Below are 24121 nucleotides of genomic sequence, written 5' to 3'. Positions count from 1 at the left end.
CGACACGCGCGACGGCGGTGACGGAGCCACATTTTCAGTCGGCCGAATGTGGCTCACTCACCGCTGTGAGGCGGCGTACGGCGAGTGTCACCCCGCCCGGGACGCGGATCGGCCGCCGCCCGCGGGTGCGGACGACGGCCGATTCGTTGGTACGGCGCAGGATCAGCGCTCGATCTTCCAGCGACGCTCGACGGTGAAGGCGCGGTCGAATCCCGAGCCGCCGTTGGCGCGGTCGAAGCCCGGGCCGCCCACGAGCACGTCATTGCCCGCGTGACCGAGGAGCCGGTCGTTGCCCCGGTCGCCCCTGGACCCGGTCGTTGCCCTCGTTGCCGGCGAGCTCGTCGTCGCCCTTGCTGCCGCGGACCTTGTCGTTGCCGGCGTTGCCGCGGATCCGGTCGTTGTCGTCACCACCGAAGATCACGTCGTTGCCGGCCATCGCCTCGATCATGTCCGCACCCTTGTTGCCGAACAACCGGTCGTCGCCGACGGTGCCGGAGATCTTGTCGGTGTCCTTGCCGCCTCGGGCGATCATCTTCGCGCCGGTGCACGTGAGCGCCGGGGCGTTGTCGATGTCGACGCCGAAGCCGATGGTGTCGGCTCCGGCTCGCCCGACGGCATTGACGAAGCAACCCTGCAGGTTGAAGGCGTTGGCGGGGTCGTCGCCCTTGACGGTCATTGCGGCGGTGACCGCGTCGACGTTCTCGACACTGCTGACGCGCTGGTCGGGCGTCACGTCCGCGGGGCCGGTCTCGAACTGGCCGCTGCGGAGGTCGAGGAGCAGCTCCTTGTAGTCGTAGGCGATCTGGAAGAGGTCCGTGCCGTCGCCGCCGTTCCGGGTGGAGCCGTCGAGGACGTTGGAGCGGATGGTGATGGTGTCGTCGCCGCCGGCCATGTCGACAGCGACCGTGGTGGGCGTGGCGCCCGTCGCGGGGTCGCGCAGCACGAAGGTCTCGGGACCGGTGCTGCCGGTGAAGGCCGCGGTCGTCGCCGTGGAGTCCACGACGTACGTCGCGACCGAGCCGGTCCACTTCAGCACCGTGACACCGGCGCGGTCCACCTTGCGCGAGGTGGCGTTGATCGCGACGGCTCCGCCGTCGCTGTCGGTCAAGGTGTTGAGCCCGTCGCCGAAGTCGACGGACCCTTGCGGCGTCTGGACGCCGTGCCAGTCGAGCACGTCGTCCCCGGTGCCGAGGTCGAGCTTGTCCCCGTTGGGCTGGGTGGCGACGCCGGAGCCGACGCCGTCGTTGCCGGCGCCGGTCGAGACCGTGTCGGTGCCGGCGCCGGTCGAGACCTGATCGGAGCCGGCTCCGCCGGTGAACGTGTCGTCGCCGGCGCCGAGGGCGGTGGTGACGGTGCTGGCGGCTGCCACGGTGGACGTGTCGACGGAGTCGTTGCCGTCTCCGGCGTCGACCGAGGTCGCCGAGGTGGCGGTGCCGGGCAGCACGCAGATGGTGTCGTCCCCGGCGAGCGCGGTGACGGTCGCGCCGACGCTGGCGACGATGACGTCGTTGTTGGGCGTGCCGTTGACGGCTGCCCGGTTGGTGCCGTCGATGGTGACGTCCTTGCCCCGGCAGGTGACCGCGGCAGCAGGGCTTGCGCGCCGGGCGCGGTCAGCAGTGCGGCAGCGAGGAGCGCCGTGGTTCCCGTGGCGGCGAACGTGTGGCGAACGTGGCGATGCATGGATGACTCCCTTGATGGTTCGGTGTGTGGACACCCCGTCTCGGGGTTGGGTGCCAGAGGCACTCACAGGGTGTGATGGGAGCGGTCCGCACGAAGTTGTCACTAGATTGGGGTCATGACCGCCGAGACCTCCCAGACGCTGGACCGGGGACTGCGCGTCCTGCGCGTCCTCGCTGAGGCGCCCGAGGGTCTGACCGTCACCGAGCTGTCGCAGCAGATGGCGGTCAACCGCACGGTCGTCTACCGCCTGATCAGCACCCTCGAGCAGCACGCGCTGGTCCGTCGCGACAGCCGAGGACGGCTGTTCGTCGGGCTCGGGGTGCTCCATCTCGCCTCGGCCGTGCAACCTCTGCTCCGCGACCCGGCAGTGCCGGTGCTGCGGTCCCTCGCCGAGGCGATCGGGTGTACGGCGCACCTCACCGTCGCCGACGGCGACGAGGCGCTCGCCCCGGCCGTGGTCGAGCCGACGTGGACCGACTTCCACGTGGCCTACCGGATCGGGTCGCGGCACCCGCTGTCCTCGGGTGCGGCCGGGAAGGCGATCGGTCTGCTCGGCGAGGCCGACACTGCGGCGTACGCCGTGACGAGTGGTGAGCTGCAGTCCGGTGCCCACGGGCTGGCCGCTCCGGTGCGGGGCGTCGACGGCCTGCGCGCGAGCGTCGGGATCGTGACGCTCGACGGCGCCATCGACGAGCAGCTCGTCGCGCCGCGGGTGCTGGCTGCGGCGAAGGAAGTCGCGCTGCGCCTGCGCTAACCCGGCGTGACGGCCGCGACCCGCGCGAGCGGCAGCACCCGGTGCTCGATCTGGGCGGCGAGGGCGATCACGGTCGTCGAGCGCTCGATGCCGGGGTCGGCGAGCACCCGGTCGATGACGCGCTGGAGGTCGGCGTTGGACCGGGCGACGACGCGCGCCCACATGTCCCCGGCGCCGGTGATCGTGTAGGCCTCAAGCACCTCGGGGATGGTCGCGAGGTGGCTGGCGACGGTGTTGTGGCCCGAGCCCCGGCGGATCTCGAGGGTCAGGAACGCCATCACCGGGAAGCCGAGGGCGTCGGGGGACAGGTCCGGGCCCCAACCCGTCACGACGCCGGTCCCGGTCAGGCGGTCGAGCCGCGCCCTGGACGGTGCCGCGGGCCACGCCGAGGCGACGGCTCGCCTCGAGGACGCCGATCCGCGGCTCGTTCGCGAACAGATCGATCACTTGTGCGTCCAGATCGTCCATGGCACGGCTCCTGACTGTGCAAGTTGTCCAGCACTTCGCCGTACTGTTGCACACGTTGCGTGTCACTTGTCAGAGTTGTGCCATGACTGACACCACGCTGACCGTGCTCACCGCCGAGGAGCAGCAGGCCGGGCTCACGCTCGAGCAGCTCCAGCAGCTGGTCGGGCTCGTCGAGTACGACGCCTCGACCGACCCCTTCCCGGTGATCGCGCAGGACGCCGTCTGCTTCGTGGTCGGCAATGCGACCCAGACCGCGAACTTCTACCAGCTCGCGCTCGGCATGGAGCTCGAGGCCTACCGCGGCCCCGAGACCGGCCACCGCGAATCCAAGACCTATGTCCTGCGCAGTGGCTCCGCGCGCTTCGTCTTCACCGGCGGTGTCACCCCCGACAGCCCCGTGCTCGAGCACCACCGCAGGCACGGCGACGGCGTCGTCGACCTCGCGATCGAGGTGCCCGACGTCGACAAGTGCATCAACCACGCGCGCAAGATGGGCGCTACCGTGCTCGTCGAGCCGCACGACGAGTCCGACGAGCACGGCACCGTCCGGCTCGCGGCGATCGCGACGTACGGCGAGACGCGCCACACCCTCGTCGACCGCTCCCGCTACAGCGGCCCCTACCTGCCCGGCTTCGTCGCCCGGGAGTCGACGGTGGTCCGTCGCGAGGGGCACCCCAAGCGCCTCTTCCGGGCCATCGACCACTGCGTCGGCAACGTGGAGATCGGCAAGATGGACGAGTGGGTCACCTTCTACAACAAGGTGCTCGGGTTCACGAACATGGCGGAGTTCATCGGCGACGACATCGCCACCGACTACTCCGCGCTCATGTCGAAGGTCGTCGCGTCCGGCAACCACCGTGTGAAGTTCCCGCTCAACGAGCCGGCGATCGTGAAGAAGAAGTCGCAGATCGACGAGTACCTCGAGTTCTACGACGGCGCGGGCTGCCAGCACATCGCGCTCGCGACCAACGACATCCTGCGCTCGGTCGACATCCTGCGCGACAACGGCATCCAGTTCCTCGACACGCCCGACTCCTACTACGACGACCCCGAGCTGCGTGCTCGCATCGGCGAGGTCCGGGTGCCGATCGAGGAGCTGAAGAAGCGCAAGATCCCGGTCGACCGCGACGAGGACGGCTACCTCCTGCAGATCTTCACCAAGCCCATGGGCGACCGGCCGACGGTGTTCTACGAGTTCATCGAGCGCCACGGCTCCCCGGGCTTCGGCAAGGGCAACTTCAAGGCGCTCTTCGAGGCGATCGAGCGCGAGCAGGACGCGCGGGGAACCTCTGAGCGTCACGCTGGCGGTCTCATGGCCCAGCGGATGGTGCCGGTGGCGAGCGTGCCGAGCATCTTGACCACGGTCCGCTCGGAGACGGGCAGCCGGGGGAGGCGCAGCGGCAGCCGCGTCCAGCGCGGCATCAGCGCGACGCCGGCGGCCATCAGCACGCCGTAGGCCGGGCGGGCGGCGAGCGGCAGGTCGGGGTGCAGCACCGGGAACCTGACCGCCGCGCGCCTCGTCGGTGGCGCGCAGCTCGGGCCGGAAGTCGTCCAGCACCTCGCGGAGCTCGGCCACCGTCCGTGGGGGATGGAGCACCCCCAGTCTTGTGGCGATCTCGGCTGCCTGCGCTACATAGGCGTCGCACCCGGCTGCGTCGAGCGGGCGGGCGCCGTACGTCTGGTGCGCGAGCAGGAAGCTGTCGACCTCGGCCGCGTGCACCCACGCCGGGAGGTGCGCGTCGGACGCGGCATAGGGAGTGCCGTCCGGCATCGTCCCGGTCATCCGCTCGTGGATGGTGCGTACGGCGCGCACCGACTGCTCGGCGTGCTCGGCGGTGCCGAAGGTGGTGACCGCGAGGAAGTGGCTCGTGCGCGCCAGCCGGCCCCACATGTCGCCGCGGTAGCCGGAGTGGTCGGCGACCGCCTGCATCGCGGCCGGGTGCATGGTCTGGAGCAGGATCGCGCGGATACCGCCGATGAACATGGCCGCGTCGCCGTGGACGCGGACGATCTCGGAGTCGCGGTCGAACCAGCGCGGTCCGGGCGTGCCGTGGATGCGCTCGCGGTGCTTGGGCCCTTCCGGCCCGGCCACGCGCGCGAACAGCTCCCGGCCAAGTCGCGTCCGCAGGGATGCCATGCCTCGACACTACGAGGTCTGGCAGGCTGGGAGCCATGATGATCCGTCCGGCGGAGCTCGCCGCGATCAAGGCCGGCACCGTCGATCTCGCGTTCCGGCGCTGGGCCAAGCCGCGCGTCGTGATCGGCACCCGGATGCGCACGTCCGTCGGGCTGCTGGAGGTCACCTCGGTCGAGAAAGCCGGGCGGATCACCGCGGAGGATGCCCGTCGCGCGGGTGCCCCGTCCCTGAAGGCGCTTCGCGAAGCCCTCGCGGCCCGCCCCGACGACCCGGCCCGGCGCATCGGTCTCGCCTACGCCGGCCCGGATCCCCGTGAAGCGCTCCGCGAGGCGATCCCGACCGCCCACGAGCTCGCCGAGATCAACGCGCCCGGCGAGGCTGGACGGCGCTTCGGCGTACGGCGCCCTGGACCCGCGAGACTCTGGACCTGATCGACCTCAACCCGACCGTGCGGGCGCCCGACCCGGCCGCGCAGGTCGGCCGGGAGACGGCGGACTTCAAGAAGGACGTCCGCAAGCTCAAGGAGCTCGGGCTGACCGAGTCGCTGGCCATCGGCTACCTGCTGTCACCGCGCGGTGAGGCGGTCGTCGATGCCGGGCTGCCCCAGCCGCGCGGAACGCGCACCGCGCGAGACCGGGACGCCCTTGCCGCGCACCATCGGTGCGCCCGCGACGCGAGCCCTGCGCAGCGTGGGGATCACCACGCTGGAGGGAGTCGCGTCGTTGAGCGAGGCGGAGCTCGCGGCGATGCACGGTGTCGGACCGATCGCGATCGACCGGCTGGGCGAAGCGCTCGCCGAGCAGGGCTCCGGCCTCGGCCCGGTCGTCGGTCAGGACGACAGGAAGGCCTGAAGCCCCGCAAGGTCGTCGGTGTTGATGTGGTCGACCCCTGCGTCTCGCAGCACCTGCCACAGCGACTCCCGGTTGGGCAGGTCAGCGTCAGGCGTGGCCCAGAACCGGACCCGGTAGCCCGCCGCGTGCGCCTGCGCGACGATCGCGTCGAGCTTGGCGCGTTCGGCCTGTGGCATCGGCCCGACACCCTGCCGGGTGAAGTGCTTGGTCCAGTTGTCGCTCACCAGCGGCATCACGCCTGCGGGCAGTCCCGATCCGAGGTTCGCGAGGCGCCCGTCGAAGCCGGCGAAGCGCTTCTTCTGCGACTGCATGAACGCGAGGTCGCGGTTGCCACTGATGACCGCATCGACGGCGCGCTGCTTGGTGGTGCCGTGCTGGAAGCGGGTGATGGTGTCCTCGTGCGCTGCGAGCGCGGAGGTGGACAGCGTCGTACGTCGGACCGGCGGCGCTCTTGACGTCGATCAGCAGCTGGAAGGTGCCGTCCCAGTCGGGGGTACACCGAGCCGCCGTTGTCGGCCGCGATCTTCGCCAGCGGCTCGAGGTAGAGCGACTCCAAGGTCCGTCCGGGCTCGACGTCGGCGAGGTCGTGGGCGACGAGCAGCTCTCCATCGACCAGCCAGACGTCGGCCTCGACCGAGGTGAACCCGTGGTCGAGAGCGTCGAGCAGTGGACGCTCGTGCTCGTAGTCGTTGTGGGCGTGGGCCTGCTGGAGGGGGCGGCGGCCGGGGCCTCGGCCGTGGCGGAGGTGGCCGGCGAGGCCGTGGGGCCGACGAGCGCGACGCCCGCCAGCAGGGCCGGTGCGACCGGGGCGGTGAGGATCCGAGGAGTCATGTCCTGAGTCGACCGAGCGCGGCTGGCGAGCAGGTGGCTACACGGTGGCAGCGTGGTGCACGCCGGATGGCCGGTGTGGGTGCCTCAGTGCGCGAGCAACCCGATGCCCAGGGCCGGCCATGACCACGGCGATGCCGGAGTCGAGCACCCGCCGGGCCGACGGGCGGGCGAAGACCCCGCGCAGGGCGCGGGCACCGAAGCCGAGCGTGGGGAACCAGATCGCGCTGGCCGTGAGTGCGCCGGCGCAGAACCACCAGCGCTGGTCACCGAAGCTGTTGGCGACGGTGCCGAGCATGAGGATGGCGTCGAGGTAGAAGTGCGGGTTCAGCCGGGTCAGGGCCGGGGTGAGGAGCACCGCGCGGCGCACGGTCATCGTCGTTCCTGACCCCGCGGACAGGCCGGTCGGGCGCCGGGCTCGCATCGCCGACTGGACGCCGAACGCCGGGAGGTAGAGCCCACCACCGATCTGGGCGATCGGCAGGACCGACGGCCAGCGCTCGAGCACGACGCCGAAGCCGGCCACCCCGACGGAGATCGCGAGCGCGTCGGAGAGCATGCACACGACGATGATCGGCAGGACCCGCTCGCCGCGGATGCCCCGGCGCAGGACGAAGGCGTTCTGCGCGCCGACGGCGACGATCAGGGCGAAGCCGGTGGCCACACCGGTGACGAAGATGCTCAACATGCGTCCAACGCTAGGTGGGGATCGATCTTCAATCCAGCGAAGTATTCTGAGGAATCATTAGACTCTCTAATTATGAGAGACGTCACCCAGATCGACCCCGTGGCCCTGCGCACCACGGCGACCGCCGTGCGGCTGGGGACGTTCGAGGCCACGGCTCGCGAGCTGCACGTCACGCCCTCCGCGGTGAGCCAGCGGATCAAGGCGCTGGAGACCCACGTGGGTCGCGTCCCGGTCCACCGGATCAAGCCGCTGGAGGCGACCGAGGCGGGCAGTGCTGGTCCGGCTGGCGGCGCAGACCGAGCTGCTGGAGCGCGAGGCGGTGGCCGAGCTGCTCGAGGGGGAGGAACCCGACGAGGACGACCCGTTCGTCGCCGTACCGATTGCTGTCAACGCGGATGCCCTCTACACTGGCTCATCGATGCCCTCGTCTCCGTGCAGTCGGCGCACCGCGTCACCTTCGAGGTCGTCCGCGAGGACCAGTCGCGCACCACCGAGCGCCTGCGTCGAGGCGACGTGATGGCGGCCGTGACCTCCGACCCGAGGCCGGTGCCCGGCTGTCGCGTGGTGCGGCTCGGGTCGATGCGCTACCGCGCCGTCGCCACGCCCCCCGGCTCGAGGACCACCTGCCCGACGGCCCCGTCCCGGCCGCGCTGGGCCGGGCTCCGATGATCGCGTTCGACCGCAACGACACCTTGCAGCACGACTTCCTGCGCAAGGTCACGCGCCGGCACTTCACTCCGCCGGTCACGTGGATCCCGTCCGTGGGGGAGTTCGACACCGCCGTACGCCGCGGCATGGGCTGGGGGATGATCCCCGAGGCGCAGGTGCGCGCTGACCTCGACAAGGGCCGTCTCGTCGAGATCGTCCCCGGTCGCCACTCGGACGTGCCGCTGTTCTGGCAGCACTGGCGCCTCGAGTCGCCGTTGATGGCCGACCTGACCGCAGCCATCACCGAATCGGCGCGCGGCTGGCTGGGCTGAGGCTCAGAGCACCTTGGAGAGGAACGCCCTGGGTGCGCTCGTGCTGAGGGTTGCCCGGGACCTCGCGAGGATCACCTTCCTCGACGATGACTCCGCCGTCCATGAAGACCAGCTTGTTGCCGACCTCGCGGGCGAAGCCCATCTCGTGGGTGACGACCATCATCGTCATACCCTCGGAGGCGAGGTCCTTCATGACGGCGAGCACGTCGCCGACCAGCTCGGGGTCGAGCGCCGAGGTCGGCTCGTCGAACATCATCATGTCGGGGTCCATGGACAGCGCCCGGGCGATCGCGACGCGCTGCTGCTGCCCGCCGGAGAGATGTGCCGGGTAGGCGTCCTCGCGGTCGGCCAGTCCGACCTTCTCGAGGTTCTTGCGGGCGACCTCGATCGCCTCGGCCTTCTTGCGTCCCTTGACCTTCTCCCGGGAGATGGTGAGGTTGCTGCAGCACGGTCATGTGCGGGAACAGGTTGAACTGCTGGAAGACCATGCCGATCCGCGAGCGCAGCCTGTCGATGTCGGCGTCGGGATCGGTGATCTCGTCGCCCTCGACGAAGATCTTGCCGCTCGTCGGGATCTCCAGCAGGTTGACGCAGCGCAGCAGGGTGGACTTGCCCGAGCCGCTGGGGCCGATGACGCAGACGACCGGCCGTTGCCGACGTGGAAGTCGATGCCCTTGAGCACCTCGTTGTCGCCGAAGTACTTGTGCAGGTCCCGGACGTCGATCGCGGCGCCGCGTCGATCGGAGGCAGTGTGGGTGGTGGTCATCAGCGGGCCCTCTCCGAGCGGCTCTCCATGCGGCGGACGACGATCGACAACGGCACCGTGATCAGCAGGTAGCACAGGGCGATCACGATGATCGGGGTCAGGTTGGAGGCGGAGTTCATGCCTTCCCGGCCGAACTTGGTGAGCTCGTAGCCAGAGAGGGAGAGCCCGAGGATGTAGACCAGCGACGAGTCCTTCGTGAGCAGGATCAGCTCGTTGGTCAGCGGCGGCAGGATGATCCGGAACGCCTGCGGGACGACCACGTGGATCATCGCCTGCCCGTGCGACTGGCCGAGCGAGCGGGCGGCCTCCATCTGACCCTTGGGCACGGCTCGGATGCCGGCCCTGATCGTCTCGGCCATGTAGGCACCCCCGACCGGGCCCGGGGCCGGGGGTGACGACGCCGAGGTTGCCGAACGGGATCTCGTAGGCCGGGAAGGCCAATCGGAAACCGACGCTCAGGGCGATGAAGACGACCGGGGCGGGGAGACCACGGAAGAGCTCGATGACGGCCGTCGCGATCCATCGGTAGGGGCCGACGCTCGAGAGGCGCATCAGTGCCGGGGAACAGGCCGAGGGCCAGTCCGAAGGTGAAGCCGCACGCGGTGTAGATGATGGTGTTCTTCAACGCGATGGTCAGGACGCGGGGAACTGCTCCTTGACCAGCTCCCAGTTCCAGAACGCGCTGGATCTGGCCCCAGTCCGCGAGGAATGCGATCGCCACCAACACGGCGACGAGGACGGCGTACTGGACGTAGCGCCACCGGGCGGCGCGCTGGCGGGGACTCGCCATGGGTCAGGTCACCTTCTTCGACGGGGCGGCGGGGAAGGGACGATCAGCTGGGCGGGGCAGTGCCGAACCACTCCTCGTAGACCGCGTCGTACTCGTCGCTCGCGATGCCCTCGTTGATGGCGGCGAGCAGCTCGTCGTTGCCGTCCTTCTTCACCGAGAAGCCGTATTCCTCGCCGGTCTGGAACTCCGTGACGACCTCGACCTCGGGGTTCTCGCTGACGAAGTAGTTGAGCAGGCCGTTGTCGTTGACGCCGGCGTCGACCGGCCGGTCAGGACCGCCTGCTGCATCAGGGAGGAGTCCTCGTAGGAGATGACCTCGGTGTCCTTGGGTGCGTTCTCGCGGACGTACTCCGCGCCGGTCGTGCCGTCCTGCACCGCGACCTTCTTGCCCGCGAGGTCCTCGAGCGAGGTGATGCCCGCGCCGGTCTTGGTCATGAGGGCCCGGGTGGCCTTGAAGTAGGGGTCGGTGAAGTCCATGACCGCCTCACGCTCGGGGTTGATCGTCATGGCCCCGGCGCCCACGTCGCACTGGCCGCTGTTGAGTGCCTCGCCCGTCGTGATCGTCTCCCACGCGACGTCGAGGACCTCGGTCTCGAGCCCCTCGTTGTCGGCGGCGATCTCCAGCACCGCGGGGTCGAAGCCGACGACCTCACCGCCCTCGGTGAACTCGGAACGGCTCGTATGGCAGGTGCGTGCAGATGGTCAGGGTGCCGTCCTTGACCAGCTCGATGCCCGACTCGGTGGTCGAGGAGGTGTCGTCCTTGGCGCAACCTGCGGCGGTCGCGGCGAGGACGAGGGCGGACAGACTTGCGGCCAGAGCTCGAGTCTTCATGCCCAGCACCATAACCCTGTTCCGCGCCATGATGTCTGCATGCCGACCCACCTCGCGTTCCTCCGGGCCATCAACCTCGGAGCGAAACGGAAGTTCCCCAAGGACGCGATCAAGGGCGCCTGCGAGAGTGCCGGCTTCACCGACGTCGAGACCTACATCAACACCGGCAACGTCCGCGTGACCTCGAGCCTCCGCTCGCGGGCCAAGATCGAGGCGGCGCTGGAGGAGGCCTTCCTCGCGGCCACCGGATTCGAGGTGCCGACGATCGTCTTCACGCGGGCGGAGCTCGCCCAGATCGGCAGGGATGCCGAGGAGCTGTACGCCGAACGCGAGCTGTCGCGCCACTACGTGCTGCTCCTCAAGGAGCCCGTGGCCGACCCCGCGGCAGTCGAGGCGTTGTCGACCGACGACCACCGGGCCGTGGTGCGGGGCCGCGCCTGCCACCTCCTGCTCGGCGCGGGCTACGAGGCCGGCGGCGTCGACCCGTTGAAGGTCGAGAGGTTGATCGGCGTCGCGACGAACCGCAACTACAACGTTGTCACGACCTCGGCCAAGAAGTGGTGCTGAGCATGCATCGATCCCGGATCGCCGTCGTCATGATCGACCAGCCCGAGGAGTCCTTCGACGCCGCGGCCGGCTTCTGGGCGGGCGCGCAGGGTGCAACCCGTGCCGCAAACCCGGACCCGCCGTACGAATCTCTCCATCGGCTGCCCGGCAACGTGGCACTGGAGCTGCAGCGGACCGGGAGCGGTACGCCGCCGCGCATCCACCTCGACCTCGAGACCGACGACATCGCTGCTGAGGTGTCGCGGCTCGAGGCCCTCAGCGCGACCGTCGTCGAGCGTGCCGACGGGTGGGTGGTGATGGCCGACCCCGGTGGCCTGCTGCTGTGCGTCGTGCCCGTCTGGACCGACCGCGCCGACTTCGACCGGCACGCGACCACCCGGCCCTGACGCGGGAAACGCCCAGTTGGTGAGCCCTTGCCACCGCGTGTGTCACGATGGCGACCGTGTCAGCCGCAAGCCCCGTCGAGGTCGATCCGACCCTCACCCCCGACGAGATCACGTTCCTCGCCAAGCCGTGGGTGACGATCGTGTGGAACGACCCGGTCAACCTGATGTCCTACGTCAGCTACGTCTTCCGGAAGTACTTCGGCTACTCCGAGGCGAAGGCCGACAAGCTGATGCTCGAGGTGCACAACGACGGGAAGTCCGTGGTCTCCACCGGCACCCGCGAGGAGATGGAGCGCGACGTGCAGGCGATGCACGAATACGGGCTGTGGGCGACCATGGAGAAGGCGACCTGACGTGGGGGCCTTCACCCGCCACCGGACCTCTCGCCTGATCATCGCCAACTTCACCGGCTTCGAGGCAGACCTGCTGCGCTCGCTGGCCTCGCAGATCGTCGAGCTGCTCCGCAACGAAGCCGCGGTGCCGGACGACTCGCGTGACCCGTTCGAGGCGATGATGGACTTCTCCGGGCCAACCAGCGAGCCGGAGGACCCGGTGCTGCAGCGGCTGTTCCCGACTGCCTACACGGAGGACCCGGAGGCCGCGTCGGAGTTCCGCCGCTTCACCGAGGGCAGCCTGCGCGACGGCAAGGCCGCGGCCGCCATCGCGATCATCGACTGCCTCGAGGAGGCCGGGCTGCCGCCCGAGCTCGAGGAGGACGGGCTGATGATCGACGTCGAGCTCGATGAGCCGACCGCCGAGACCTGGATGCGGTCGTTCACCGACATCCGCCTCGCCCTCGCCACCCGGCTCGGTGTCGAGGAGGACGACGAGGAGTTCTGGTACACCCTCGACGACGACGATCCGCGCGCCCGGGCGCACGACATCTACGAGTGGGTCGGGTTGCTGCAGGAGACGATTGTCGAGGCACTGATCGCGTGAGCAGGATCGCGCTGGGAATCATCGGACTCGGCGCCATGGGCACCGAGATGCTGCGCGTGGCGTGCGAGCACGCCGATCACGACGTGCGGATCGCCGCAGATCCTGACCCCGGCGCACGGCTGCGTGCGGCGTCGGCGCACCCGGGCGTCACGGTCGTCGCCGACGCGGCGGAGCTCTTCGACGAAGGTCTCGACGCGATCTACATCGCCACTCCACCCCGCTTGCACGCCGACCTCGCGACCCGAGCGCTCGATGCGGGAATGGCCGTCTTCTGCGAGAAGCCGCTGGCGATCGACCTTGCCGACGGGGAGCGCATGGTCGCGGCAGCCCAGCATGGTCCAGCCACGGGACTGAACTTCGCCCTCTCTGATCGCGCCGCCGTGCTCGAGGTGGAGCGCGCGATCAGGGCCGGCGAGCTGGGCGAGGTGGTCTCGGTCGAGATCCGACTCGCCTTCCCGCAGTGGCCGCGCGAGTTCCAGCAGGACGCGACGTGGCTCGCGCACGGCCGAGGGCGGATTCCTGCGAGAGGTCTTCTCGCACTTCGCCTATGTCACCGACAGGCTTGTCGGCGAGCTCACGCCCGTGTGGTCATCGGTCACGCGACCGGGCGACGGCGATGGCAGTGAGACCTCGGCGACAGCCGTGTTCCCGGCCGGAGGTGTGCCCGTGCGCGTCTGGGCCGAATCGGGCAGCGCCCGGCCGGAGACCTACGAATGGACGGTCCACGGCACCGATCGCTCCTATCGCCTGACCGATTGGGGCGACCTCGCGGTGTCGACCGGCAGCGCCTTCGAGCCGATCGAGGCTCCGGGTGAGCGCGGCAGCGAGCACACTCGCCTGAGTGCGTTCGCTGTCGCCGTACGCGACGGGGGATCTCCCAACATGGCCGACTTCGCCGCCGGGCTCCGTGTGCAGCGGGTGGTCGAGGGTTGGTTGGCCGGATGAGCCCCATCCCCGACTTCATCGTCGAGATGCGCGAGCTGATCGGCCACCACCCGCTCTGGCTGCCCGGCGTCACCGCGGTCATCACCCGCGGCGACGGGCACGTGCTGCTGGTCAAGCGCGCCGACAACGGCGCCTGGACGCCCGTCACCGGCATTGTCGACCCCGGCGAGGAACCGGCGATCGCGGCGGCGCGCGAGGCCCCGGAGGAGACCGGCGTCGTCATCACCGTCGACCGGCTCGCCACCACGACCGTGCTGCCCGAGCTGACCTATGACAACGGTGATCGCGCGGCCTACCTCGACCTCACGTTCGCCTGCACCTGGGTGAGCGGGGAGGCCTACGTCGCCGACGACGAGTCCACCGACGTGCGCTGGTGGCCCATCGACGACCTTCCGCCGATGTCGCCGCACATGGCGAGCCGGATGGAGGCGGGGCTCTCCGACGAGCGCGAAGCCCGCTTCATCGGGAAGTTCGTGCCCGAACAGGGGCCTGTGCCGTTGCGCCCGGACGTCCCCGTGTTCGGCGTGACGTCCTGTGCAGCGGGATGGGTGGGCGTGCTCCTCGGGCCAGAAGGTCGCCCAACCGTGCACGTCGCCGCCAGCATCGCCGACCCGGTGGAACTGGTCCGCGAGTCGAGCGACCCGGAGCTGGTGCAGGTCCACGAGGGCAAGCCCTTGAGCCGCGACGACCTGCTCGCGCAGGGCCTGACCGCCCCTGCCCGGTTCGCGGGCGCGGGGTTCACCGAGGACGAGCTGCTCGACGCGTGCGCCGCGGTGTGCGCCGCAGCCGCGCTTCGGCATACCCACTGAACTTCCACTCGCTCGGGTGGAACTTCAGGCCCGCTTCAGCCGCCCCACGCTCAGCGGCCGATGAACTTCCACTCGCACGAGTGGAACTTCAGGGGGTGGCGGCACCTCGCGTCGTACGGCGCAGGGTGGCTGCGATCTGCCGCCACCGTCATCTGGCCGCTCGGTCGCGCTGCGGCCCTCCGCGTCTGAGACGCGGTCGGGCCGCCTCGGTCCCGCCGCCTACCCTTGACCCGTGTTGACCATTGACCAAGCGACGTACGACGTGATCGTCGCGCACGCGAAGCGCGACCATCCCGACGAGGCCTGCGGCATCGTCGCCGGGCCCGAGGGCAGCGACCGGCCCGAGCGGTTCATCGAGATGGTCAACGCCGCGGGGAGCCCGACGTTCTACGAGTTCGACTCGACGGACCTGTTCCAGCTCTACAAGGACATGGACGAGCGCGACGAGGAGCCGGTGGTCATCTACCACTCGCACACCGCGACCGAGGCATATCCGAGCCGCACCGACATCGGCCTCGCAGGCAGAGCCCAACGCGCACTACGTGCTGGTCAGCACGCGCGAGCACGGGAATAACGACGGCCCGGTCGAGTTCAGGTCCTACAGAATCATCGACGCTGTCGTGACCGAGGAAGACGTCACGATCACGCCCAAGGAAGAGAGCATCTGATGGCCATCGAGGTCCGCATCCCCACCATCCTTCGTACCTACACCGACGGCGCCAAGGCGGTCGAGGCCAACGGTGCCACGCTGACCGCGCTCATCGACGACCTCGAGGGCAACCACCCGGGTCTGCGGGATCGCCTCCTTGAGAACGGCGACCTGCGCCGCTTCGTCAACGTCTACATCAACGACGAGGACGTCCGCTTCATCGGCGGCCTCGAGGCGGAGCTCGCCGACGGCGACCGGGTCGTCGTGCTCCCGGCGGTTGCGGGCGGATGACCCGCTTCGACAGCCTGCTGGAGTCCGTCGGCGGCACCCCGCTGATCGGGCTGCCGCGGTTGTCGCCGAGCCCTGATGTCCGCATCTGGGCCAAGATGGAGGACCGCAACCCGACCGGCTCCATCAAGGACCGGCCCGCGCTCAAGATGATCGAGCAGGCCGAGAAGGATGGGACGCTGCGCCCCGGCGCCACCATCCTCGAGCCGACCAGCGGCAACACCGGCATCTCGCTGGCCATGGCCGCCAAGCTCAAGGGCTACCGCATCGTCTGCGTGATGCCGGAGAACACCTCCGAGGAGCGTCGCCAGCTGCTGCGCATGTGGGGCGCCGAGATCGTGTCCTCGCCGGCAGCGGGCGGCTCCAACGAGGCCGTCCGCGTCGCCAAGAAGATCGCCGGCGAGCACCCCGACTGGGTGATGCTCTACCAGTACGGCAACGACGCCAACGCCCTCTCGCACGAGCAGGGCACCGGCCCCGAGATCCTCGCCGACCTGCCCGAGATCACCCACTTCGTCGCCGGCCTCGGCACGACCGGCACCCTCATGGGCGTCTCGCGCTACTTCCGCTCCGCCAAGCCGGACGTGAAGATCGTCGCAGCCGAGCCGCGCTACGGCGAGCTCGTCTACGGCCTGCGCAATCTCGACGAGGGCTTCGTGCCCGAGCTCTACGACGCGACGCTGATCGACTCGCGTTTCTCGGTCGGCCCCCGCGACGCCGTACGCCGCGTGCGTGAGCTGCTCGAGCTCGAGGGCATCTTCGCCGGCATCTCGACCGGCGCGATCCTGCACGCCGCGCTGGGCCGGGCCGCCAAGGCCGTCAAGGCGGGGAGCGCGCCGACATCGCGTTCGTCGTCGCCGACGGCGGCTGGAAGTACCTCTCCACCGGCGCCTACGAAGGCACCGTCGACGAGGCGGAAGACCGGCTCGACGGCCAGCTCTGGGCCTAGTAAGACCTTTCTCATCCGCGCCTCACCGAGCGCTCACGCATCGCCGAGATGGTGGTCGTCGACGCGCTCGGGCGCAGATGAGGAGAACCCTTCATGACTACGATCCTTCTGGTGGCCTTCGATGCGCTGGCCATCTCGGTGCTGGCCTACGGCATCTACTTCATCCGGCACCGCCGCCGGGACATGCTCATCGCCTACGTCGCGCTCAACGTCGGCATCATGGCCGTCACTCTGGTCCTCGCCAACGCCACCGTCGCCGCCGGGTTGGGGCTCGGACTGTTCGGGGTCCTGTCGATCATCCGGCTGCGTTCCAACGCGCTGACGCAGGAGGAGGTGGCCTACTACTTCGCCTCCTTGGCCCCGGGACTGATTGCCGGCCTGCAGCCGAACCCTGCCCAGGTGGCACCGTTGGTGGGCTCGCTGATCGTGGTGGTCATGTTCGTCGCAGATCACCCGCGCCTGTACGCACTCAACCGGCAACAGACGGTCACCCCGGATGCGGCGATCGCGAACGAGGCGGCGCTTGCACATCACCTCGACGGCCTGCTGGGCGCGGACATCCAGAGGTTCATCGTCGTCGAGCTCGACCTCGTGCGCGACGTGACCATCGTCGATGTGCGCTATCGATTGCGGCCGGAATGCCATGAGCTGGACTCGCTGTCGATGGCCCCGCGAGAGGTCGTGCGAGGTCCTGACGAGGTCGTGTCGGCCGGTGGCGTCCGGTGAGCGACCGCGCGCGGCCATGCGCCGGGGCGCCGCGCAGCTCGCCCCGATCACGCTGGGTGAGGTGCTCGCGGTGGCCGAGCTGCAGAGCCGGGTCGACCGGAAGTACCTCGTCACCCCGGACCGGTTCGACGAGTTCGTGCGAGCGTGTGGGGACACCCTGCGGGTGCTGGAGATCGACGGACTCCGCGACTTCCGTTACGAGTCCGTCTACTTCGACACTCCCGATCTCAAGGCATACCACCAGTCGGCCACCGGTCGCCGCAGCAAGTTCAAGGTCCGCACCCGCACCTACGTCGACTCCGCGACGTGCATGCTGGAGGTCAAGACCGAGGGTGGCCGCGGCGAGACGGTGAAGACCCGGATGCCCTACCCGCTCGAGGGCCGCGAAGCACTCGACGACGAGGCGGGCGAGTTCGTCGACGAACGCGTGCACCTCGACGGCGGCGCGGGGGAGCTCGAACCCGTGCTCCGCACCCGCTACGCGCGGCAGACCCCGGTGAATCTGGCCGAGGGCTCGAGAGTCACGTGCGACGCTCGCCTGGTGTGTACGGCGCCGGGCGGCCAGACAGCACGCATGGACAGCCACGTGCTGATCGAGATCAAGTCGCTCGGCGGTGCGACCACCGCCGATCGGGTGCTGTGGTCGATGGGGGAGAGGCCCGTGCCGATCAGCAAGTACTGCGTCGGCATGGCGATGGTGCGACCCCATCTGTCGGCGAACCGATGGAACCGGACCCTGCGGCGCTACTTCGACTGGGAGCCCGAGCGCGCACCCCCGGTGGGGGTCGGAGCATGAGCCCGTCGCCGCGCAGGCTCACCCGATCCGTCGCGCTGGTGGCCAGCCCTGGTCCTGATCCCGGCCGCCCCCTGCCCGGCCGCGTCACTGAGTGGGGCGGCCCCGGCCGTTCCGGCGGAGGCGGCGCGACCGTCGACCGAGAGGTCGCTGCCCACGGTGCACATCCGGGTCGGCGGCCGGATCCACGACGACAGGACCACGGCCCGCCCGGTGCTGCGCAAGGGCAACCGCACCACCTTCCGTGGGTCGATCGACATCGAGCTGCGAGGCCAGTCGTCGCGGCGCTTCCCGAAGAAGTCCCGGAGCTTCGAGCTGCAGGATCGTGCCGGTGACAACCGGGATGCCCGGCTCCTCGGCATGCCTGCCGACGACGACTGGGTGCTGTATGCGCCGTACAGCGAGAAAACGCTCATGCGCAACGTGCTCGCCTACGCGACGGCACGCAGCATGGGCCGCTACCGCCAGCCGCACCCGGTTCGTCGAAGTGGTTCTCAACGGTCGCTACCACGGGGTCTACGTGCTGATGGAGAAGCTGAAGCTCCACGACCAACGGGTGCGGGCCGACCGGGCGTCGGGGCGGCTCCTCGAGTGGACGTCCTTCGACAAGCTCGCCGGCGAGGACAAGCCCTTCCGGCTGACGGAGGCCAACGTGCCCGTGCTCCACAACGACCCCGAGCGCGATGAGCTCGGCCGGCAGGAGCGCGCGGACGTGAGGCGCAGCCTGCAGGCCGCCGACCGCGCCATCCACGGGCCCCCCGGACGGACGCGGTGTCCGGCTGGCGCCCCCACCTCGATGAGTCGGCGGCAGTCGACTACGTGCTGGTCAACGAGCTCTTCAAGAACCGGGACGCGTTCTACTCGAGCACCTACCTGACCGGGTCCGCGGGGTCGCCCCGGGTGCTCGGCCCGGTCTGGGACTTCGACATCTCGTCCGGCAACGACTTCCGGGGCGCGGCACGGTTCCCGCGCGGATCCATGCTCGCCGACCGTCCATGGGTCGAGCGCCTGTACGCCGACCCGGCCTTCGTCTCGGCCCCGGCTGCGCGTTGGCAGGAGCTCCGCGCTGGTGGCCTCCGCGAGGAGCTGCTCGGATCCGTGGCCGGCAACGCCCGCACGCTGCGGTCGACCGGCGCTGCGGAACGCAACTTCCGGCGCTGGCCGGTGCTCGGCAAGCGCAGGTGGCCCAACCCGCCGTCCGCGACCGAGCGGGAGACGTACGGCCGGGAGGTCCGGGCCCTGCGCAGGTGGTTGGAGACGCGGATCGCCCGGCTGGACGAGCACGTCGATGAGTTGTCGCCGGCGTCCTAGTCTGAGCCCGTGCCCGGGACCGTGTTCCTTGTCGTGCTGTGTCTCGTGCTCGTCGCCGCGCCCCGCGGGCGGCCCTCGTGCTGCCGTCGCTGACCAACACCGAGGCGCCGGTGATCAGCGGCACGGCGAGGGAGGGCCAGTCCTCCGGGCCCACCCGGGCCGATGGTCACCCCAGCGCACGGAGACGCGCTACCGCTGGCTGCGCGACGGCGAACCGATCGCCCGGGCGCGCGAGCGGTCCTACCGCCTGACCGCGCTCGACGTCGGGACCGGGGGTCTCGGTCGAGGTCCGCGTCCGCGCGGACGGCCATGCGTGGACCGCCGCCACCGCGCAGGCGACGACCGGGGTCGACTACCGCACCCCGGTGAGAAGGACCGTCACCTACGACGTCACGACTCGCGGTCGGATCAGCACCAGTGTCGCGATCTTCAAGCGCCGGGCGCAGGAGACGTACGGCGACGCGCGGGGCTGGCGAGCGGGCGGCATCGCCTTCCGGCAGGTCGAGAGGGGAGGCGACTTCTCGCTCGTCCTCGCGGAGGCGTCGACCCTGCCGTCCTTCGGCGCCGAGTGCTCGACGTACTGGTCATGTCGGGTCGGTCGCTTCGTGGTGATCAACCGGGACCGTTGGAAGTTCGCCTCGCCGGCGTGGAACCGGGCACGGGCCGGGCTGCGCGACTACCGGCACCTCGTGGTCAACCACGAGACCGGCCACTGGCTCGGCCACGGGCACCGTGGTTGTCCCGGCGCGGGTCAGCCGGCGCCGGTGATGATGCAGCAGTCGAAGGCTCTCGACGGCTGCCGGTTCAACCCGTGGCCGACGCCGGCTGAGCGGTGAACGCGATCAGGTCCCGGGCCCGGTTGTGCTCGCTGTCGGGGAACGGCCGGCAGCTCGAGCAGGTCCAGCGCGAGGTTGGCCACGTCACCGTTGCGGATCGGCGAGTCGGCGTACGTCGTCTGCGTTCGCCCCGGGGCCGAGTAGGTGGGGTTGATCGCATAGAGGTTGGCGCCGCGGGCGACGTCGGGACCCCAGACCATGAAGGGGACCGTGTAGTTGGCCGGCCGGTTGGGAGCGCGGTGGCTGGCGCCGCGGCCGCCGTGGTCGGACGTGAGGATGATCGCGGTGTGCCCGGCCAGCGTGGGCGACGCCTTGACCGCGCGCAGGACCCGGCCCACGAGGCGATCGGTTGCGGTGACGGCCCGGAGGTAGCCCGGGCCCATGAAGCCCGTGGCGTGACCGGCGACGTCTGGCGCCGACAGGTGCAGGAAGCGGAAGCTGCGGGTCTCGTTCGTCAGGTCACCCGGGAAGTTCGCCACGAGCGCCTTGTTGTTCTCGACGATCACGTCGGCGTCGATCGCCTCGGGCCACGAGCGCTCCCACAGCGAGAACTTCGTCTTGCTCGCGAAGTAGGCGGTGTCGCCGCCGGCGTCGTGGACCACGTTGAAGACGGACGAGACGTCGTGACCGGCCGCGGCCTGGACCGTCGCGGGTGTGCGCCGGTCGTCGTTCCGAGTCACACCGTGCCCGCCGGTCGCGGCCTCGATCCGGCGACCGGTGACCATGCCGGTGTGGTTGGGCAGTGTGTCGGTCAGCTCGAGCTCGGTGCGAGCGTTGAGCGTGGTGGCGCCCTGCCGGATCAGCTTGTGCAGCGTCGGCGCGCCGCGACGACCGAGCTTGGTGATCGCGTTGGGGTTGAGGCCGTCGATGGAGATCGCGACGACCGTGTCGATGGGTCCGACCGTGTCGAGTCGACGCTCGACAGTGGGACGCGCGGCGTCCGGACCGTCGCTGGCGGCGGCGCAGGCGATGCCGCCCGAGAGTGAGACGGTCAGGGCGGACAGGACGACTCCGAGGCGATGCATGCGCCAACCCTAAGCCTCGATCCACCGATGAACTTGGGGTTGTGAGCGCGTCGTGAAGTGAGAATGCCCTTACGTGCTGGGAAAATCGGACTTCTTCAGGGTCCCAATTCCACCAAGTACGAAGGGCATCTCGTAGATGCAACTTTGCCACACGTCGGCCGCGACCTCAGCGGTGTTCGACGATCCGAATCTCGTGTCGTCCGCCGGGTTGGTCCCGGTCCTGACTCTCGCCCGGTCCGCCGGGCTCCGAGAACTCGCTCACACGCATCTGAGCGTGCCGACCGACAAGGGCGCCAACGCCGGCTTGAAGGTCACCTCGCTGGTCGCCGGGATGGTCGCTGGCGCCGACTCCATCGACGACATGGCGCTGTTGCGTCACGGCGGGATGGGCCGGGTCTTCACCAACGCCTACGCACCCTCAACGCTGGGTTCGTTCTTGCGGTCGTTCACCTTCGGTCACGTCCGTCAGCTCGACGCCGTGGCCTCCCGGTTCCCGGGCCGGCTGGCAGCCCGGACCCCGCTGGTCGTCTCCTCGGCTGGCACCGCTGAGCGGGTGATGCTCGACATCGACGACACCATCATCGAGGTCCACGGCTACGCCAAGCAGGGTTCGGGCTACGGCTACTCCGGCGTCCGCGGACTCAACGCACTCCTCGCCACGGCGACCACAACCCAGTCCGCACCGGTGATCGTGGCTCAGCGACTGCGGAAGGGCTCGTGTGGTTCGCCGCAGGGGCGCGGCCGAGCTGATCGCGGACGCGTTGAAGACGGTCGCCTCGTTGTCCTCGGCCAAGGTGTTGGTGCGTGCCGACAGCGCGTTCTACGGCCACGCCACCGTTGGTGCCACGATCCGCGGCGGCGCCGATGTGTCGGTAACCGTCCGGATGGATCCCAAGGTCAAGGCGGCGATCGCCAGCATCGGTGACGATGCGTGGACTCCCATCGAGTACACCGACGCGGTCTTCGACGAGCAGACCCAGACCCGGGTCTCTCGCGCCGAGGTCTCCGAGATTGGGTTCACCGCGTTCACTTCGAAGAAGAAGGCCGAGCAGGTCCCCGGACGGCTCGTGGTGCGCCGGATCCCGGACCTCAACCCGGGCAAGAACGCAGGGCAGGAGACGTTGTTCGACACCCGGCGCTTCCACGCGTTCTTCACCACCACCGACCCGGCCGTGGCCGACACCGTGGCCGCGGACAAGACCCACCGTGGTCACGCGATCATCGAGCAGGTCCACGCCGATCTGAAGCACTCCGCGCTGGCGCACCTGCCTTCGGGCAAGTTCGCCGCCAACGCAGCCCGGCTCGTGCTGGCCGTGATGGCGTTCAACCTGACCCGAGCCGCCGCGACCCTGACCAGCCCCGGGCTGGCCAAGGCCACGACCGCGACGATCCGTCGCAAAGTCATCACGGTGCCGGCCCGGGTCGCGTCCTCCGCACGCCGGGTGACCTTGCACCTCCCGGCGCACTGGCCCCCGGGAGACAGATTGGAGCGACCTGTTCACCCGGGCCTGCGGACGCCCACCACCAACACCGACGGCCTGACCACCCCAGCCGAGACCGGCACGAAGACCAACCCTGGAACAACCCGGCAGCGAGGCCAGACGGATGGCCACGCCCACACACCCGATGACCCGTCGTCAGCGACCCCGACCAGTCAGCCCCTGCTCATCGGTGGATCGAGGCTAAGCGGGCGGTACGCCGCAGCGCGCACCACCGACCGCGCGGTGCGTCGCACCGCGCGGCCGGGACGGGTCAGTGCAACGGATCAGGCGAGAGCGGCGCGGATCGCCTCGACCGGCGTGGTCGTCGGGCGACCGATCAGCCGGGACAGGTCGCGCGAGTCGGCCAGCAGCTCGCCGCGCCCCGGGCCCGGGTCGGAGTCGGCCGGGATGTCGGCGTACGGCCCGGGCAGGCCGGCGCCGACCGGGGCCGCACTCAGCTCGGCCGCGGGCAGGTCCCGGTAGGCGACAGGCCGGCCGGACTCGGCGGCCAGCGTTGCGGCGTACTCCTCGAGGGTGAACGCGACATCGCCACCGAGCTCGTGGACGCGACCGGCCCGGTCGTCGGCGACCAGTGCCGCGGCGGCCGCGGCTGCGTAGTCAGCGCGGGTGGCGGCGCTGACCCGACCCTCGCCGGCGGCGCCGAGCACGACTCCGTGCTCGAGCGCGGTGGTGGCCTGTGCCGTGTAGTTCTCGAGGTACCACGAGTTGCGCAGCAGGACGACGGGCAGACCCGATGCGGCAAGCAGCTCCTCGGTCGCGCGGTGCTCGCCGGCGAGGATCATCTGCGAGGTGTCGGCCCGGGTGACGCTGGTGTAGCCGAGCAGCTCGACGCCGGCGTCGCGCGCGGCGTCGATGACGTTGGCGTGCTGCGCGACCCGCTCACCAACGGCGCTCGAGGAGATGAGCAGGGCGCGGTCGACGCCGGCGAAGGCCTCCTTGAGGGAGGCCGGGTCGGTGTAGTCGGCGGCGCGGGTCACGACGCCGAGGGCGGCGAGGTCGGAGATGGCCGCGGTGTTGCGGGCGGTGGCGACGACGTCGGAAGCGGCCACTCCCTGCGAGAGGAGGGCCCGGACGGTGAGGCGGCCGAGCTGTCCGCTGGCGCCGGTGACGAGGTAGGTGGTCATCGTGATTCCTGTTCGTTGGAGGGCTTGTCGTCCGGCCCAACGAAGGGGAGCTCCACTAACTTCCCATTGGGTAGTACCCACTTTGAAGTAAGGTACCTACATGTTGGTGAGTAGCAATCTCCGCGAGCTCTACCCCGACGGCGTCTTCCCCGCGGCCTGCCACAGCCGGGTCCTGCTCGACCACGTGATGAGCAAGTGGGGCGTGCTCGTGCTGTTGGCCCTCTCCGAGGGAGAGCCACTGCGCTGGAGCGAGCTGCGCCGCAGGGCGCAGGGTGTCAGCGAGAAGATGCTCGCCCAGACGCTGCGCACGCTGGCCGACGACGGCCCGGTCCTCCGCGACGCCCGGCCGGTCGTGCCCCCGCACGTGGAGTACTCCCTCACCGAGCCGGGCGCGGAGCTCGCCGCACACCTCGTCCCGTTGATGCAGTGGATCGCCGGGCACGCGGGCGACAACCCGACGTCGTGACGTGTGACGGGACCGACGCCGCCGAGCGCGTG

Annotated in this window: 36 protein-coding genes and 6 pseudogenes; 27 read left to right on the top strand and 15 right to left on the bottom strand. The window is 70.0% G+C overall.

What is annotated here, in order from left to right; all coding sequences use genetic code 11:
* Positions 1-162: 162 nt before the first annotated feature.
* Together LP418_RS04065 and LP418_RS04060 are read right to left on the bottom strand one after the other, a co-directional pair.
* Positions 163-258, bottom strand: coding sequence for a hypothetical protein (locus tag LP418_RS04065; protein ID WP_257955319.1), 96 nt, complete (start codon positions 256-258; stop codon positions 163-165).
* A gap of 1 nt (position 259) precedes the next feature.
* A complete protein-coding gene (locus tag LP418_RS04060) occupies positions 260-1714 on the bottom strand; it encodes a hypothetical protein (protein ID WP_257955318.1) in 1455 nt (484 codons plus the stop codon).
* An 81-nt stretch (positions 1715-1795) separates the two neighbouring features.
* On the opposite strand from LP418_RS04060, the gene LP418_RS04055 reads away from it, so the two are divergent.
* Positions 1796-2434: an IclR family transcriptional regulator gene (locus LP418_RS04055; RefSeq protein ID WP_257955317.1), complete on the top strand. Its 639-nt coding sequence runs from the start codon at positions 1796-1798 to the stop codon at positions 2432-2434.
* Here the strand turns inward: LP418_RS04055 and LP418_RS04050 are convergent.
* Positions 2431-2763, bottom strand: a complete 333-nt coding sequence (locus LP418_RS04050) for an Lrp/AsnC family transcriptional regulator (RefSeq protein ID WP_257955316.1) — start codon at positions 2761-2763, stop codon at positions 2431-2433. The genes LP418_RS04055 and LP418_RS04050 overlap by 4 nt on opposite strands.
* Before the next feature lie 221 nt (positions 2764-2984).
* On the opposite strand from LP418_RS04050, the gene hppD reads away from it, so the two are divergent.
* Positions 2985-4358 (top strand): 4-hydroxyphenylpyruvate dioxygenase, encoded by a 1374-nt coding sequence (hppD, locus tag LP418_RS04045; protein ID WP_257955315.1) that lies wholly within the window; start codon positions 2985-2987, stop codon positions 4356-4358.
* Here the strand turns inward: hppD and LP418_RS32335 are convergent.
* Positions 4335-4847 (bottom strand): annotated as a pseudogene (locus LP418_RS32335) (oxygenase MpaB family protein); the annotation flags it as partial. The gene hppD and the pseudogene LP418_RS32335 overlap by 24 nt on opposite strands.
* Before the next feature lie 227 nt (positions 4848-5074).
* Between LP418_RS32335 and LP418_RS04035 the strand changes: the two are divergent.
* The gene (locus LP418_RS04035; RefSeq protein WP_257955313.1) at positions 5075-5470 is read left to right on the top strand and encodes a hypothetical protein; all 396 of its coding nucleotides are present in this window, start codon (positions 5075-5077) and stop codon (positions 5468-5470) included.
* 134 nt (positions 5471-5604) lie between these two features.
* Here the strand turns inward: LP418_RS04035 and LP418_RS04030 are convergent, their stop codons facing one another.
* Entirely contained in the window at positions 5605-5742 is a 138-nt protein-coding gene (locus LP418_RS04030; RefSeq protein WP_257957308.1) for a hypothetical protein, read from the bottom strand.
* 19 nt (positions 5743-5761) lie between these two features.
* Between LP418_RS04030 and LP418_RS04025 the strand changes: the two genes are divergently transcribed.
* The gene (locus tag LP418_RS04025) at positions 5762-5890 is read left to right on the top strand and encodes a hypothetical protein (protein ID WP_336275899.1); all 129 of its coding nucleotides are present in this window, start codon (positions 5762-5764) and stop codon (positions 5888-5890) included.
* Here the strand turns inward: LP418_RS04025 and LP418_RS04020 are convergent.
* On the bottom strand, positions 5869-6201 hold the full coding sequence (locus LP418_RS04020; RefSeq protein WP_257955312.1) for a hypothetical protein: 333 nt from the start codon (positions 6199-6201) through the stop codon (positions 5869-5871). The genes LP418_RS04025 and LP418_RS04020 overlap by 22 nt on opposite strands.
* 140 nt (positions 6202-6341) lie before the next feature.
* On the opposite strand from LP418_RS04020, the gene LP418_RS04015 reads away from it, so the two are divergent.
* A complete protein-coding gene (locus LP418_RS04015; protein ID WP_257955311.1) occupies positions 6342-6728 on the top strand; it encodes a hypothetical protein in 387 nt (128 codons plus the stop codon).
* Between the two features lie 30 nt (positions 6729-6758).
* Here the strand turns inward: LP418_RS04015 and LP418_RS04010 are convergent, their stop codons facing one another.
* Complete coding sequence (locus LP418_RS04010; protein ID WP_257955310.1) at positions 6759-7406, bottom strand: LysE/ArgO family amino acid transporter; 648 nt, start codon at positions 7404-7406, stop codon at positions 6759-6761.
* 72 nt (positions 7407-7478) lie between these two features.
* Between LP418_RS04010 and LP418_RS04005 the strand changes: the two are divergent.
* The 3 genes and pseudogenes from LP418_RS04005 to LP418_RS03995 all read left to right on the top strand — a co-directional run.
* Positions 7479-7616, top strand: a pseudogene (locus LP418_RS04005) (LysR family transcriptional regulator); the annotation flags it as partial.
* A 222-nt stretch (positions 7617-7838) separates the two neighbouring features.
* The gene (locus LP418_RS04000) at positions 7839-8075 is read left to right on the top strand and encodes a hypothetical protein (RefSeq protein ID WP_257957307.1); all 237 of its coding nucleotides are present in this window, start codon (positions 7839-7841) and stop codon (positions 8073-8075) included.
* Positions 8072-8386, top strand: coding sequence for a LysR substrate-binding domain-containing protein (locus tag LP418_RS03995; protein ID WP_257955309.1), 315 nt, complete (start codon positions 8072-8074; stop codon positions 8384-8386). The genes LP418_RS04000 and LP418_RS03995 overlap by 4 nt, the downstream gene beginning before the upstream one ends.
* On the opposite strand, the gene LP418_RS32330 is transcribed toward LP418_RS03995, so the two are convergent.
* From LP418_RS32330 to LP418_RS03970, 6 genes and pseudogenes are all read right to left on the bottom strand, one after another.
* A complete protein-coding gene (locus LP418_RS32330) occupies positions 8355-8657 on the bottom strand; it encodes a hypothetical protein (RefSeq protein ID WP_442940361.1) in 303 nt (100 codons plus the stop codon). The two genes, LP418_RS03995 and LP418_RS32330, sit on opposite strands and share 32 nt — an antisense overlap.
* Positions 8658-8678: 21 nt before the next feature.
* A pseudogene (locus tag LP418_RS32325) lies at positions 8679-8985 on the bottom strand (ATP-binding cassette domain-containing protein); the annotation flags it as partial.
* A gap of 166 nt (positions 8986-9151) precedes the next feature.
* Positions 9152-9463, bottom strand: a complete 312-nt coding sequence (locus LP418_RS03985) for an ABC transporter permease subunit (protein WP_257955308.1) — start codon at positions 9461-9463, stop codon at positions 9152-9154.
* A complete protein-coding gene (locus LP418_RS03980) occupies positions 9418-9942 on the bottom strand; it encodes a hypothetical protein (protein ID WP_257955307.1) in 525 nt (174 codons plus the stop codon). The genes LP418_RS03985 and LP418_RS03980 overlap by 46 nt, the downstream gene beginning before the upstream one ends.
* Before the next feature lie 150 nt (positions 9943-10092).
* Positions 10093-10569 carry an ABC transporter substrate-binding protein gene (locus tag LP418_RS03975; RefSeq protein WP_442940107.1) on the bottom strand — a complete coding sequence of 159 codons (477 nt, stop codon included), beginning with the start codon at positions 10567-10569 and terminating at the stop codon, positions 10093-10095.
* Positions 10570-10591: 22 nt separating this feature from the next.
* Entirely contained in the window at positions 10592-10774 is a 183-nt protein-coding gene (locus LP418_RS03970) for a hypothetical protein (RefSeq protein WP_257955306.1), read from the bottom strand.
* A gap of 39 nt (positions 10775-10813) precedes the next feature.
* Between LP418_RS03970 and LP418_RS03965 the strand changes: the two genes are divergently transcribed.
* From LP418_RS03965 to LP418_RS03890, 17 genes and pseudogenes are all read left to right on the top strand, one after another.
* Positions 10814-11341, top strand: coding sequence for a DUF1697 domain-containing protein (locus LP418_RS03965; protein WP_257955305.1), 528 nt, complete (start codon positions 10814-10816; stop codon positions 11339-11341).
* Positions 11342-11343: 2 nt separating this feature from the next.
* Entirely contained in the window at positions 11344-11727 is a 384-nt protein-coding gene (locus LP418_RS03960; RefSeq protein WP_257955304.1) for a VOC family protein, read from the top strand.
* Positions 11728-11774: 47 nt separating this feature from the next.
* Positions 11775-12080, top strand: coding sequence for an ATP-dependent Clp protease adapter ClpS (clpS, locus tag LP418_RS03955; protein ID WP_257955303.1), 306 nt, complete (start codon positions 11775-11777; stop codon positions 12078-12080).
* A gap of 1 nt (position 12081) precedes the next feature.
* Positions 12082-12666, top strand: a complete 585-nt coding sequence (locus LP418_RS03950; RefSeq protein ID WP_257955302.1) for a DUF2017 domain-containing protein — start codon at positions 12082-12084, stop codon at positions 12664-12666.
* A complete protein-coding gene (locus LP418_RS03945) occupies positions 12663-13292 on the top strand; it encodes a Gfo/Idh/MocA family protein (protein ID WP_257955301.1) in 630 nt (209 codons plus the stop codon). Before LP418_RS03950 ends, LP418_RS03945 begins: the two co-directional genes overlap by 4 nt.
* A 40-nt stretch (positions 13293-13332) precedes the next feature.
* Positions 13333-13611 carry a hypothetical protein gene (locus tag LP418_RS03940; RefSeq protein WP_257955300.1) on the top strand — a complete coding sequence of 93 codons (279 nt, stop codon included), beginning with the start codon at positions 13333-13335 and terminating at the stop codon, positions 13609-13611.
* A complete protein-coding gene (locus LP418_RS03935) occupies positions 13608-14420 on the top strand; it encodes an NUDIX hydrolase (RefSeq protein WP_257955299.1) in 813 nt (270 codons plus the stop codon). The genes LP418_RS03940 and LP418_RS03935 overlap by 4 nt, the downstream gene beginning before the upstream one ends.
* Positions 14421-14480: 60 nt before the next feature.
* The gene (locus LP418_RS03930; protein ID WP_257955298.1) at positions 14481-14609 is read left to right on the top strand and encodes a hypothetical protein; all 129 of its coding nucleotides are present in this window, start codon (positions 14481-14483) and stop codon (positions 14607-14609) included.
* Positions 14610-14652: 43 nt separating this feature from the next.
* Positions 14653-14994 (top strand): Mov34/MPN/PAD-1 family protein, encoded by a 342-nt coding sequence (locus LP418_RS03925; RefSeq protein WP_442940106.1) that lies wholly within the window; start codon positions 14653-14655, stop codon positions 14992-14994.
* A gap of 93 nt (positions 14995-15087) precedes the next feature.
* Positions 15088-15360: a MoaD/ThiS family protein gene (locus LP418_RS03920; protein WP_257955297.1), complete on the top strand. Its 273-nt coding sequence runs from the start codon at positions 15088-15090 to the stop codon at positions 15358-15360.
* Positions 15357-16306, top strand: a pseudogene (locus LP418_RS03915) (PLP-dependent cysteine synthase family protein). The gene LP418_RS03920 and the pseudogene LP418_RS03915 overlap by 4 nt, the downstream one beginning before the upstream one ends.
* Before the next feature lie 93 nt (positions 16307-16399).
* On the top strand, positions 16400-17032 hold the full coding sequence (locus tag LP418_RS03910; RefSeq protein ID WP_257955296.1) for a DUF4956 domain-containing protein: 633 nt from the start codon (positions 16400-16402) through the stop codon (positions 17030-17032).
* A gap of 16 nt (positions 17033-17048) precedes the next feature.
* Positions 17049-17828, top strand: a complete 780-nt coding sequence (locus LP418_RS03905; RefSeq protein ID WP_257955295.1) for a polyphosphate polymerase domain-containing protein — start codon at positions 17049-17051, stop codon at positions 17826-17828.
* Between the two features lie 156 nt (positions 17829-17984).
* Positions 17985-18272 (top strand): annotated as a pseudogene (locus LP418_RS32320) (CotH kinase family protein); the annotation flags it as partial.
* On the top strand, positions 18169-18702 hold the full coding sequence (locus tag LP418_RS32315) for a CotH kinase family protein (protein ID WP_442940105.1): 534 nt from the start codon (positions 18169-18171) through the stop codon (positions 18700-18702). The pseudogene LP418_RS32320 and the gene LP418_RS32315, both read left to right, overlap by 104 nt.
* Positions 18597-19136, top strand: a complete 540-nt coding sequence (locus tag LP418_RS03895) for a CotH kinase family protein (protein ID WP_257955293.1) — start codon at positions 18597-18599, stop codon at positions 19134-19136. The genes LP418_RS32315 and LP418_RS03895 overlap by 106 nt, the downstream gene beginning before the upstream one ends.
* A 365-nt stretch (positions 19137-19501) precedes the next feature.
* Complete coding sequence (locus LP418_RS03890) at positions 19502-19972, top strand: DUF3152 domain-containing protein (protein ID WP_257955292.1); 471 nt, start codon at positions 19502-19504, stop codon at positions 19970-19972.
* Here the strand turns inward: LP418_RS03890 and LP418_RS03885 are convergent.
* Complete coding sequence (locus LP418_RS03885; RefSeq protein WP_257955291.1) at positions 19888-20997, bottom strand: alkaline phosphatase family protein; 1110 nt, start codon at positions 20995-20997, stop codon at positions 19888-19890. The two genes, LP418_RS03890 and LP418_RS03885, sit on opposite strands and share 85 nt — an antisense overlap.
* A 136-nt stretch (positions 20998-21133) precedes the next feature.
* On the opposite strand from LP418_RS03885, the pseudogene LP418_RS03880 reads away from it, so the two are divergent.
* A pseudogene (locus LP418_RS03880) lies at positions 21134-22539 on the top strand (IS1380 family transposase).
* A gap of 223 nt (positions 22540-22762) precedes the next feature.
* Here the strand turns inward: LP418_RS03880 and LP418_RS03875 are convergent.
* Positions 22763-23623 carry an NAD(P)H-binding protein gene (locus LP418_RS03875; RefSeq protein WP_257955290.1) on the bottom strand — a complete coding sequence of 287 codons (861 nt, stop codon included), beginning with the start codon at positions 23621-23623 and terminating at the stop codon, positions 22763-22765.
* A gap of 106 nt (positions 23624-23729) precedes the next feature.
* Here LP418_RS03875 and LP418_RS03870 point away from each other — a divergent pair, with 106 nt between their 5' ends.
* Entirely contained in the window at positions 23730-24089 is a 360-nt protein-coding gene (locus LP418_RS03870) for a winged helix-turn-helix transcriptional regulator (RefSeq protein ID WP_257955289.1), read from the top strand.
* Positions 24090-24121: the final 32 nt, after the last annotated feature.

The organism is Nocardioides sp. B-3, assembly GCF_024703895.1.
Taxonomy (GTDB): domain Bacteria; phylum Actinomycetota; class Actinomycetes; order Propionibacteriales; family Nocardioidaceae; genus Nocardioides.
This window is presented reverse-complemented; position numbering and strand designations above follow the sequence as displayed.

What these genes read in the sequence shown, in the direction of transcription:
- LP418_RS04055 (WP_257955317.1), top strand. Translation starts at nt 1,796, where the DNA reads ATGACCGCCGAGACCTCCCAGACGCTGGACCGGGGACTGCGCGTCCTG.
- hppD (WP_257955315.1), top strand. Translation starts at nt 2,985, where the DNA reads ATGACTGACACCACGCTGACCGTGCTCACCGCCGAGGAGCAGCAGGCC.
- LP418_RS04035 (WP_257955313.1), top strand. Translation starts at nt 5,075, where the DNA reads ATGATGATCCGTCCGGCGGAGCTCGCCGCGATCAAGGCCGGCACCGTC.
- LP418_RS04020 (WP_257955312.1), bottom strand. Translation starts at nt 6,201, where the DNA reads ATGCAGTCGCAGAAGAAGCGCTTCGCCGGCTTCGACGGGCGCCTCGCG.
- LP418_RS04010 (WP_257955310.1), bottom strand. Translation starts at nt 7,406, where the DNA reads ATGTTGAGCATCTTCGTCACCGGTGTGGCCACCGGCTTCGCCCTGATC.
- LP418_RS03995 (WP_257955309.1), top strand. Translation starts at nt 8,072, where the DNA reads ATGATCGCGTTCGACCGCAACGACACCTTGCAGCACGACTTCCTGCGC.
- LP418_RS32330 (WP_442940361.1), bottom strand. Translation starts at nt 8,657, where the DNA reads ATGGACCCCGACATGATGATGTTCGACGAGCCGACCTCGGCGCTCGAC.
- LP418_RS03985 (WP_257955308.1), bottom strand. Translation starts at nt 9,463, where the DNA reads ATGGAGGCCGCCCGCTCGCTCGGCCAGTCGCACGGGCAGGCGATGATC.
- LP418_RS03980 (WP_257955307.1), bottom strand. Translation starts at nt 9,942, where the DNA reads ATGGCGAGTCCCCGCCAGCGCGCCGCCCGGTGGCGCTACGTCCAGTAC.
- LP418_RS03970 (WP_257955306.1), bottom strand. Translation starts at nt 10,774, where the DNA reads ATGAAGACTCGAGCTCTGGCCGCAAGTCTGTCCGCCCTCGTCCTCGCC.
- LP418_RS03965 (WP_257955305.1), top strand. Translation starts at nt 10,814, where the DNA reads ATGCCGACCCACCTCGCGTTCCTCCGGGCCATCAACCTCGGAGCGAAA.
- LP418_RS03960 (WP_257955304.1), top strand. Translation starts at nt 11,344, where the DNA reads ATGCATCGATCCCGGATCGCCGTCGTCATGATCGACCAGCCCGAGGAG.
- clpS (WP_257955303.1), top strand. Translation starts at nt 11,775, where the DNA reads ATGGCGACCGTGTCAGCCGCAAGCCCCGTCGAGGTCGATCCGACCCTC.
- LP418_RS03935 (WP_257955299.1), top strand. Translation starts at nt 13,608, where the DNA reads ATGAGCCCCATCCCCGACTTCATCGTCGAGATGCGCGAGCTGATCGGC.
- LP418_RS03930 (WP_257955298.1), top strand. Translation starts at nt 14,481, where the DNA reads ATGAACTTCCACTCGCACGAGTGGAACTTCAGGGGGTGGCGGCACCTC.
- LP418_RS03920 (WP_257955297.1), top strand. Translation starts at nt 15,088, where the DNA reads ATGGCCATCGAGGTCCGCATCCCCACCATCCTTCGTACCTACACCGAC.
- LP418_RS03910 (WP_257955296.1), top strand. Translation starts at nt 16,400, where the DNA reads ATGACTACGATCCTTCTGGTGGCCTTCGATGCGCTGGCCATCTCGGTG.
- LP418_RS03905 (WP_257955295.1), top strand. Translation starts at nt 17,049, where the DNA reads ATGCGCCGGGGCGCCGCGCAGCTCGCCCCGATCACGCTGGGTGAGGTG.
- LP418_RS32315 (WP_442940105.1), top strand. Translation starts at nt 18,169, where the DNA reads ATGCCCGGCTCCTCGGCATGCCTGCCGACGACGACTGGGTGCTGTATG.
- LP418_RS03885 (WP_257955291.1), bottom strand. Translation starts at nt 20,997, where the DNA reads ATGCATCGCCTCGGAGTCGTCCTGTCCGCCCTGACCGTCTCACTCTCG.
- LP418_RS03875 (WP_257955290.1), bottom strand. Translation starts at nt 23,623, where the DNA reads ATGACCACCTACCTCGTCACCGGCGCCAGCGGACAGCTCGGCCGCCTC.